General features: G+C 54.5%; 8 protein-coding genes. 1 reads left to right on the top strand and 7 read right to left on the bottom strand.

Annotation, left to right across the window (positions count from 1 at the left end; all coding sequences use genetic code 11):
• The 4 genes from A0129_RS12605 to A0129_RS12620 all read right to left on the bottom strand — a co-directional run bounded on the left by A0129_RS12605 (position 1) and on the right by A0129_RS12620 (position 5,364).
• Complete coding sequence (locus A0129_RS12605; RefSeq protein WP_291715463.1) at positions 1 to 1,956, bottom strand: methyl-accepting chemotaxis protein; 1,956 nt, start codon at positions 1,954 to 1,956, stop codon at positions 1 to 3.
• A 95-nt stretch (positions 1,957 to 2,051) separates the two neighbouring features.
• On the bottom strand, positions 2,052 to 2,789 hold the full coding sequence (locus A0129_RS12610; RefSeq protein ID WP_291715465.1) for a sulfite exporter TauE/SafE family protein: 738 nt from the start codon (positions 2,787 to 2,789) through the stop codon (positions 2,052 to 2,054).
• Positions 2,786 to 3,172, bottom strand: coding sequence for a hypothetical protein (locus A0129_RS12615; RefSeq protein WP_291715467.1), 387 nt, complete (start codon positions 3,170 to 3,172; stop codon positions 2,786 to 2,788). Before A0129_RS12615 ends, A0129_RS12610 begins: the two co-directional genes overlap by 4 nt.
• A complete protein-coding gene (locus A0129_RS12620) occupies positions 3,169 to 5,364 on the bottom strand; it encodes a membrane dipeptidase (RefSeq protein ID WP_291715469.1) in 2,196 nt (731 codons plus the stop codon). Before A0129_RS12620 ends, A0129_RS12615 begins: the two co-directional genes overlap by 4 nt.
• 181 nt (positions 5,365 to 5,545) lie before the next feature.
• Here A0129_RS12620 and A0129_RS12625 point away from each other — a divergent pair, with 181 nt between their 5' ends.
• Entirely contained in the window at positions 5,546 to 6,592 is a 1,047-nt protein-coding gene (locus A0129_RS12625) for an HD domain-containing phosphohydrolase (RefSeq protein WP_291715471.1), read from the top strand.
• A 236-nt stretch (positions 6,593 to 6,828) separates the two neighbouring features.
• Here A0129_RS12625 and A0129_RS12630 read toward each other — a convergent pair whose 3' ends face one another.
• The 3 genes from A0129_RS12630 to A0129_RS12640 all read right to left on the bottom strand — a co-directional run bounded on the left by A0129_RS12630 (position 6,829) and on the right by A0129_RS12640 (position 9,157).
• Positions 6,829 to 6,963: a hypothetical protein gene (locus tag A0129_RS12630; protein ID WP_291715473.1), complete on the bottom strand. Its 135-nt coding sequence runs from the start codon at positions 6,961 to 6,963 to the stop codon at positions 6,829 to 6,831.
• A gap of 317 nt (positions 6,964 to 7,280) precedes the next feature.
• Positions 7,281 to 8,267: a quinone oxidoreductase gene (locus A0129_RS12635; protein ID WP_291715475.1), complete on the bottom strand. Its 987-nt coding sequence runs from the start codon at positions 8,265 to 8,267 to the stop codon at positions 7,281 to 7,283.
• Positions 8,264 to 9,157 carry a DMT family transporter gene (locus A0129_RS12640; protein ID WP_291715477.1) on the bottom strand — a complete coding sequence of 298 codons (894 nt, stop codon included), beginning with the start codon at positions 9,155 to 9,157 and terminating at the stop codon, positions 8,264 to 8,266. Before A0129_RS12640 ends, A0129_RS12635 begins: the two co-directional genes overlap by 4 nt.
• Positions 9,158 to 9,266: the final 109 nt, after the last annotated feature.

The following is a 9,266-nucleotide window of genomic DNA, read 5'->3' on the forward strand; positions in this document are numbered from 1 at the left end:
CTAGGCTTGTTGCGCCAGTTTGAACTTGCCCATGACGGTGTCCATTTGATTCGAGAGTTTTTGCAGTTCAGTGATCACTTGGTTCACTTCATGGGCCACACCTTGGCTTTCTTCTGTCATACGTGCTATCCGTTCCACCTGTTGGGCAATCAGCGTGGATGCCGAACTTTGCTCTTTCAGGGCCTCCGTAATTTCAGTCACGGCACGTTCTGCATCGCCTGTGTGGTGGTTGATGGCCTCCATTTGCTGGTCGGCGCCCAGCGACGATTGCTGACCTGAGTGGATCATGTCAGTCCAGCCATTGACTTGCTCCACTGCAGATCGGGTTTCATTTTGAATGTCTGAAATCAAAGACGAAATGCTTTTCGTGGATTCAGCGGTTTTTTCAGCCAGCTTTCGCACTTCATCGGCCACAACTGCAAATCCGCGTCCTTGTTCACCGGCCCTCGCGGCCTCTATCGCTGCATTGAGTGCCAACAGGTTGGTTTGGTCTGCGATGGCGTGAATCACCTGGATGATGCTGGAAATGTTGTCAGACTGATTGCCCAGGTTGTTGATGCTTTGCGCAAGGTTGCCCGAGGCTGCACCAATTTGTTCCATGGCCTGGCGGGCTTGCCTGACACTTTCTCGCCCACTGATTGATGATTGCCCTGCCTGATTGGACAGCCCCAAGGCCTGGTTTGCATGGGTGTGTACCTGGCTGATTGACACCGTGAGTTCTTCGACCGAAGCGGCCACGGCCGAGGCTGAATCGGTTTGCTCCTGTGCGCTGCTTTTGACTTGGGTCGCGGCGGTTACCAAAGTGTTGATGGTGTCTGCCATTCGGGTGGAGGCGTCCTTGACCTCTCCCACCAGTCCTGTCTGTTTTTGACGGATGTTTTCGAGTGCAGCGCGAATTTTACTGATCTCATTGCTGCCATGGCTTTCAATCGGTTTGGACAGGTCACCCATGCCAATAATTTTTGCATGCGCCAAAATTTGGGCAATTTCGGTGTTGGTGTCTTTGAACACCACATAACCCAAAGCAAATGCGGCCAATAGCACTGCCAATGAGCCAGCGCCGGCTTGAATCAGCATGCCCTGCATGCCGGCTATACGCTCGGTCAGGTCTGCCTGCAAGGTTTTGTTCAGGCTTTGACTAAGCTGGAATCCGAGGTTGGCCGCTTCCCTGAGCTGGTTGACCATGTCGTCGTGGCCGCTGATGATGTCATAACTCGGGTCTTTGGCCGATTGCTCTTTCACCCAGGCCGAGAGGCGATCCAGCCGCTGGTCAATTGCATCCATTTGTGCACGCGTGTCCGCGGTGATTGCTCCGCCAGCCGCGGCTGATTTCTCGGTAGCCTCACGAATTTCATCCATCGCCCGGCCAAGGGTGCCAAGCCGGGATCGCACGAAACTCAAGATGGCTGCAGCATCGCTGTCGGGCTTGCGAAGGCGGCCCTCCAGTTCGGAAAGGTATTCAATTACGCGCGGCAGCTGAAAGGCCATGGGGCTCATCATGTAGTAGCTGGGCAGGAAGGGGTCCAGTGTCAGTTCGCTTTCGTCGGCCAATTGACGAACCAGGGTCACGGTTTGATTGCCCAGTTCCTCAGACTGCGCCTCGGTGGAATTGTTATTCAGTGCCTGTGGCAACAGCTCGACCATTCGCTCCAGGTTGCTGGCAGTGATGGGCCAGTTCTCTGGCAATTCTGCTTTCAATGCCTTGATGGCCGAGCTGAGTTCACCAAGCGCTTGCGTCTGTTGTTGAGCGCGATCGATGAGTGCCCTCTGAATCAATGGATTGATTTTTTCCAGAAATACCGCACCCCGAAGCTCGTTCTCCGATGAACTGATGAGCGTATTGATTTGCGAATACATTTGTTGAAACAGAAAGCCGAATGCCAGCAAAAGTGGGAGCGCGATGATGGTGCATTTCTGAGGCAGAGTCAGCGAATCGAGCGTGCGTTTGAATACCATGGAAGCAACCTCAGAGGCGTGTGAGTTGTGTGCAGCCTTGAGTGTGAAACACAATTGATCGCTTGATATCCCTGTTGAATGGGAACCCGAAATGGTTAGGTTCCCGGGGAAAGAATCGTACTGAGGCCCTGATACACCAATCGCAAGGCCAGTGCAGTCAGCAGCCAATTCAACAGGATCGTGAATTTGTCTTCTGGCACACGTGCCAGCAGCCTGGCCCCCATGAGGTTGCCAGCCAGTGTTGCGACGCCAATGCCCAACAGCAGGGGCCAGTATTCCATCAAACTTACATCGAGCGTTGAAAAAGCGATGACTTTAATGCCGTGTTGAATCACCATGGCCATGCCATGCGTACCCACCACCACTTGCCTTTCCCATGCAGACTTGGGTAACACTGACATCACCAACGGGCCGGTGGCACCCAGCACCAGGCTAAGCCCGGTGGTAATTCCACCCGAAGCTGCGGGTGGCCAGTTGGCCAAGCGCAACCACGCACTTTTCCAGGTGGCCAGAATGATGAACAGGCCCAGCAATACCTGCCCTACGGGCACGGGCATGTAAAGCGCCAGCGGCGTAATCAACGCGCCACCCACAACGGAGCCGAGCAGAAAGGGTTTGATGTAATCCCAATTGATGAATTTGCGTTGCACCAACACACGGTTGGTATTGGACATCAGTTGGGCTGCACCGTGCAGGGGAATCAAAATGGCTGGCGGTACCAGTTGAGCCATCAATGCCAGCAACACAACTCCACCACCGATTCCGGTGGCGGCGGTGATGCTGGAGGTGATGAATGCCGCAAGGCTCAGCAGCAACACCAGCGCCAGCGTCATGGCGTGACTTCGATGCTACCGATGGTGGTACCGGAAAGATCAAGTTCAATGGCATGGGTGCCTGGCGTATCGGCTGCAATACTGACCAATGTGGTTTGATTGCCTGGAAGTGGTACGCGCGCATCCAGCCCTTCAACAATCAGTGAATCTGTTTGATTGCTGTGAACCAAAAACTGAATACGCTGCCCTTGGCGAACGGTTGCGCGGTAGGAACCCGTGGTCAGGCTGCCGTCGATGATGGACAAGGACTCCAGCGCCTGTGCGGCATCGCCTTGCGTCGTTGGGGCAGTGACAGTTTCAGTGGGCAATGACTGAACGTAAAGATAAGCCCCGGCCAGCGTGGCGCTGGCCAGGCCGAGGTAAACAAGTGCGCGTGTGTTCATGGATTAATTTGAGGTCGTTTCGCGGTGGTCCTTTCCCACATTTGAATATACACCTCAGCTGAATTGTAGAGTGCCTTCAAGGCCTCGTTGCCGCCCTCGAGGCGCAATTCTTCGACCCAGTCCGCTTTTAGCCCGTAGTGGGCCTGCCCCTCGGTGTTGGCATCAAACACTCGCTCGCCGCTGGTTTGTTTGTCAAATTTCACAGGGCTCACATTCGTGTTGAATACACCGGCCCAATCGGGTCCCTGGAACAGGGTGAAGGGATAGGTGATTTGCGGGCGGTCCGCACCCCGCGGGCCTGCCTGGGCACCCAAGCCGTTGGTGTCAGCACCAAAACCCATCGCGAAATCAAATTGTTGGCTTTTCAGCGGGGCGATGACTTTCAGGTCTTCAGTCCAGCTTTGTGCATTGCCCTGGTAGGGATAAATAATGCCGCCAGCTGCCAGAATTTTCCGGCCCTGCTCCCGAGTAATGCCACCGTGTGCGCCGTGGGTGGACACCAGTGGGTACTTGGGCTGTTGGCGATCAGCCATCTCGATCAAGTCACCTTTGATGCTCAACTCCATATGGTCCACTTCGATGATGATGCCTTTCTCCATTAACCGCTTGAAGGCATATTTACCCAGTTCGGTCAGGCCGCGGCGATTACACTGGCGCTGGTTTTCACCCGTGGGGTAGATTGGGGCCACACCTGGGTTGTTGGCAATCAGCGCTTGTGTCAGTGGGTCGTTGCCCAAACCGGGCGCTGACGTCATCACTGCGCCGGGCTGACGCAAAATATAGTCGGCGTAATTGTTGTCGCCACCGGGGCAATCGTAGGTTTGCCAGAAGGCACCAGTGTCCAGGAAGTTGCCCACGTTCAGCACTGCACCATCGAAAATCCCGTTGCCACCGAATGCGTTGTCAAATTCGTGGATCGGGAACATTTGCCGAACACCCAAGGCGTGAAGTCGATCCAGTTGTTTGTCGATTTCGGCCTCGTCGCACTGGTTTTGACCCAGCTTGATGCCGCAGTTGAACAGGTGTGAAATTTCAATGCCCAATACCACGGCCAGCTTGCCCTCGTTAATCACTCTGCGGGCTTCCGCCGGGCTGGTCACAATTCGGAACCAGCCTTTCCCGGGGCCGCCTTCCTGAGCATCAATGTAGCTTTCAAGCTGCTTCACATACTCAATCTGGGTAACTGCGCTTTCCATTTCGTTGCAATTGGCGAGGGGGCGGCCCTTACTGACCTTCACCAGATTACACAGGGTTTCGTTTTCAACCAGATTGGTCACGAAAATTCGCAAGCCGGCTTGCCAGGCACGCTCCAGCCATTTGTAATAAAGGCCCTCGTGCGTCAGTGCGTCGGCGGCTGGCCAGCTGCGGAAGGTGGGCCACCCCTGAGTGTCGTGAGTGGCCTGTGGCGAAAACTTGAACAGATTGTCGACCAGATCAAGCCGGCCCATCGGACCATGGTTGGCCTCGCAACTACCCAGCGCCTGCGTTACGCCAAACCGGTGGTGAGGAGTGCCGTGGTGTGCTCCACCCAGAAAGGTGGTGGCAGTGATGTGGTTGTGCACATCAGCAAAACCCTTGACGGCGCGATTCAAACCAGCGCCCGCAAATGTGCGGCCTTCCGTGTTGGTCGAAATTTCAGGAAACTCGGCACAGCCCGTGGCTTTCACAAACTGAAACAGGGTTTCTTCGCTATTGCCTGCACTTTCAACGGTGCCCAAACCATTGCTGAATCCGAGCAGGGCCAGTTTCATGGTGTTGCCAGTATTGGTCAGCGAAAAACCACCGCGTCCTTTTTCATCCTCTTGAACAGACCATTCAATTGCGTCGGAGAACGCGGTATTGCTACCCACTGGCGTACCTGCCGAATTGCCCACGGCTTGCATCATGGCTTCGTCGCGGTTGTAAATCATGTACTTTCCCAAAGCCGTGGGCTTGAGGTAAAAAGGCGCTGCGTTCACCGCAGTGGCCTCAGTGACGCTGTAGCTGCCGTCACTGCTCAGCGCTACAAATTTGTTGTTGGCCAAAGATTGTATTGCGACACACTGGTTTGCAATATTGAATGCCGTGGGCACTGTCTCGACTTCATTCGGTGTCGTACGACCATCGGTATTTCCAGCGGTGGTGTCTGAATCGGAACTGCAAGCGGCCAGGGCTGCACACAGCGCCAAGGTGCAAAGTAGGGCATGTCTCATGTCTCGTCTTCCCGGGGTCTTTGTGACTCGATTGGTTCTAGCAATTAATACTGACAATCGATCATTTCAGATTCAGTAAAACTACCCCCCTATTTAGAGGGGTAAAGGGTTTCAGGTTTCTGAAAAGCCTGCCGTTATTCCACTCGAGGAGAATGCGCCGCATTCGCAAGGGAACCGCACCATGTCAGTTGAACAAGCCACCGATGACAAGCAGTTGATTAAGGAACTAGAGCGCCAGTTGGCGGAGTTTCAAGGCAATACTGACAAGTTAAGCAAAGAAGTTGAAAGTTTGCAGGGTGTTAACTCGAGTTTGAATCAGCAGCTGGAATCACAGCGTGCTGAAACCCACCAAATGCAATTGATGCTGGAGCAAATTCAGCGTGAGATGCGCATGCAGTACCTGGCTGCAGTGAAGTCGTTTTCCAATTTAATGGAGTTGCGTTCGCCGCAATTGGCTGCCCATGGCTTGCGGGTTGCAGAATTGGCTCGCCTGATTGCCAAGGAACTACATGCCAGCGAATCGGCGTTGCAGGACATCTATGTGGCCTCTCTGTTGCATGACATCGGCAAGCTGGGTTTGAGTGACGACACGCTGTTTAAACCCGTGGTGGAATTGAAGGGCGACGCTCGAGTGGCCTTGATGAAGCACCCTATGAAGGCCCAAGCGGCTTTTCACGGAATGTCGGAAATGTCACATGTGTCTGAAATTATTCGACACCACCATGAGCGTTACGATGGTCAAGGCTTTCCCGATGGGTTGCAGGGTGAGGGTATTCCTTTGGGTGCACGAATTCTTGCAGTGGCCGAGGATTACGATGAGTTGCAACAAGGTTGGCTTGCATCCAAGGCTTTTGATGAATTTCAAGCCCAGACATTTTTGGTGGGTGCGGCAGGCAAACGTTACGATCCCAAGGTGATTGCGGTGTTGCCCACGGCCCTCGTGAAACTGAAGGCTGCGGAAAAAGCCAACGAGAAAATTTTGCATGGCGAGGACTTGTACGAGGGTTTGGTATTGGCGCGTGATTTCGAGGGTCCGGACGGGTTCATGTGGTTGTCCAAGGGGCAGGTGGTGTCGCGCCATTTCATCGGTCGGGTGCGGGAGGCAGAGCAGCAGCATGGTGTTCAGCTGAAAATTTACACAGTGAAAACCGCGAATTCACGCAATGCATCTTCAAGTAAGGACGTGTCGCTGCAGCCTGCGCAGCAGACTGGGCATGTGGCGTTGTAGGTGAGTTGGGAGCTGAACTTGAAGGGTCACTGCTGCTGTTTGTTGCTAACTCGGCGTGGGTTACTTGTTCCGCACAGAAAACCGCTGAATCCCTTTTTGAATTGATTCTTGCTCACCGAGCTCGGCAAAAGTGCGGGCCGAGTCTCGGTGTCGGCATGAAGCCGACCGCTGCGAATCAACTCAAACGGGGCGGTTTTCTTGAAGTGCGCCCCAAGCAATCCCGCCGCCGAGTTGGCTCAAACCCGCAGAGTGCGCCCATCTGCAAGTTCAGCGCCCAGCTTCTCGTGCAGCGCTTCGCCATCACCGAGCGACGCACGACTGTGTTCAAAGCCCTGTCGACGCTGGCGAATTTGCACCACTTCACAGCTCACGTACGGATATGCAGCCCAATCGGCGGCGGTGTTTCGATCGCCTCGCCTTCAAGAAAACCTGCCCTTGTGTGCCGAGCAGGGCCGGTGTCGCCCAGAATGGGCGACAGTGAACGAACCCGACCCGCAGTTTAGGAGGGTCGTTCTCAGGCATCGCAAGGCCCAGCAAGGGGGGTACAGGTTTTCTGGCGAGAGAGCGAAATCCTAGCCGATTGAGCCACTAAGAAAGCTACGAGGGAACGGAACCCAAGCCGATTGAGCTATTAACAAAGCCGCAGAAATCGGAACCCAAGCCGATCGGGCATGTAACACTCAGCGCGTTAAGGAATCAGCACTGTGCAGCCTGTTGTGCGTCGTCCTTCAAGTTCGGTGTGTGCCTTCACCACATCAGCCAGTGCAAACCGCTGGTTGATTTGAATTTTCACCGCACCACTGGCCACCACACCAAACATTTCAGCTGCACTTTCCAGCATTTCCGCTTTGTCCACAGTGAAAGAAGCTACGGTGGGGCGGGTCAGTACCAATGAACCGCGCTCAGCAAGCCACTGCAGTGGTACAGGGTCTACCTTGCCGCTGGCATTGCCATAGCTGACCATCATGCCGCGGGGTTTCAAGCAGTTCAGGGAATCAACAAAGGTGTCTTTGCCCACGCTGTCATACACCACGGGCACGCCCTTGCCACCTGTCAGTTCCTTTACCCGGTCCACAATGTTTTCTTCCCTGGTAACAATCACTTCAGCGCAACCATTGGCTTTGGCCAGTTCTGCTTTCTCTCGTGTGGACACGGTACCGATCACCCGTACACCCAGCGATTTTGCCCATTGTGTGGCAATGGTGCCAACTCCACCTGCTGCTGCATGAAACAGTATGGTTTCACCGGCTTGCACTTTGTACACGCGGCGCAGCAGGTACTGTGCAGTGAAGCCTTTCAGCATCATGGCGGCGGCGGTTTCAAAATCAATGCTGTCCGGAATTTTCACCAACGGGTGTGCCGGCATGTTTCGTACCGTGGCATACGAACCCACCGGGCCGGAGCCATAGGCCACGCGGTCGCCCACTTTCAGGTCAGTTACACCTTCGCCAACTGCGCGCACAATACCTGCACCTTCGGTGCCAGGGCAGCAGGGTAGGGGTTGTGGGTAAACGCCAGTGCGCCAGTACACTTCAATGTAATTCAGGCCAATGGCTTTGTGCTCAACCTGCACTTCCCCGGCTTTGGGTGGTCCCACTTCGATGTCTTCCATTTTCAACACATCAGGCGCACCGGGGTTGTAAAAACGAACAATTTTTGCGGGTGTAGTACTCATGTTGTAGCTCCTTCCTTTGCTTCTTTTTTCATGCTCAGCAGAGCCACACCTGCAATTACAAGTGCAGTTCCCACAGCATGCCAAATGGTGAATGGTTCTTTTAAAATCCAGGTGCCCAAAACGATCGTGGCGATTGGGCCAATCATGCCCAGTTGGGACACGCGCGGTGCGCCGATCAGGCTGATGGCTGTCATCACGGCGAATACAGGTACAAAAGTACAGAACACTGCGTTCACCAGCGACCAGCCCCACACGGGCAAGGGTTGTTCAACAATAATGCTCAACGGCTGTTGCAAGTTGATTTGTATCAGAATGGCTGCTGCGGAAACCAGGGTGGCCATGGCTGTGACCCGTATGGTACCCAACCGTTTCAGCAACCTTTCGCCCACAATGAGGTAACTTGCATAGCAAACCGCAGACACAAAAACCAGCACCACGCCCAGAGCTGTGTTGTCGCCAACCAGCACGGTTTCATGGCCGTAAACCACAGCAAGACCTACGTAGCTGAGCGCCATGCACATCAGTTGCCATGGTTGGGGCCATTGGTGTTTGATGATGCAGGCAATCAGCAGAACGATGGAGGGATAGGTGAACAAGATGAGCCGTTCAAGCCCCGCCGTGATGTATTGCAAGCCCATGAAATCAAACAGACTGGCGAGGTAGTAGCCCAGCAGGCCAGCCAGGGTAATCAGGCCATAATCTTTGACTGTCATTTTCACGGCATTTTTTTCTCGGAGCACTGTGAAGATGAGCGCGCCCAAAAACAGCGGAAGCGACAACAGCATGCGCATGGCCAGCAGGGTGGATGCGTCAACCGGGTAGGCATACGCCAGCTTCACCACAATGGCCTTGCCAGAAAAAAAGATGGCGCCCAAGAGCGCCAAACCCACGCCCCAAGCCGTGGGTGATCGTTCCAGTAAAGCGCGCGTTCGGCTCAAGGCTGGCGCGCGCTTTTACAAACGTTTGATGAGGCTCGAGGTGTCCCAGCGCTGGCCGCCC

It is taken from the genome of Limnobacter sp. CACIAM 66H1, from assembly GCF_001601825.1.
Classification (GTDB): domain Bacteria; phylum Pseudomonadota; class Gammaproteobacteria; order Burkholderiales; family Burkholderiaceae_B; genus Limnobacter.

Coding starts and splice junctions, on each gene's coding strand:
- A0129_RS12620 (WP_291715469.1), bottom strand. CDS start 5,364: ATGAGACATGCCCTACTTTGCACCTTGGCGCTGTGTGCAGCCCTGGCC.
- A0129_RS12605 (WP_291715463.1), bottom strand. CDS start 1,956: ATGGTATTCAAACGCACGCTCGATTCGCTGACTCTGCCTCAGAAATGC.
- A0129_RS12635 (WP_291715475.1), bottom strand. CDS start 8,267: ATGAGTACTACACCCGCAAAAATTGTTCGTTTTTACAACCCCGGTGCG.
- A0129_RS12610 (WP_291715465.1), bottom strand. CDS start 2,789: ATGACGCTGGCGCTGGTGTTGCTGCTGAGCCTTGCGGCATTCATCACC.
- A0129_RS12615 (WP_291715467.1), bottom strand. CDS start 3,172: ATGAACACACGCGCACTTGTTTACCTCGGCCTGGCCAGCGCCACGCTG.
- A0129_RS12625 (WP_291715471.1), top strand. CDS start 5,546: ATGTCAGTTGAACAAGCCACCGATGACAAGCAGTTGATTAAGGAACTA.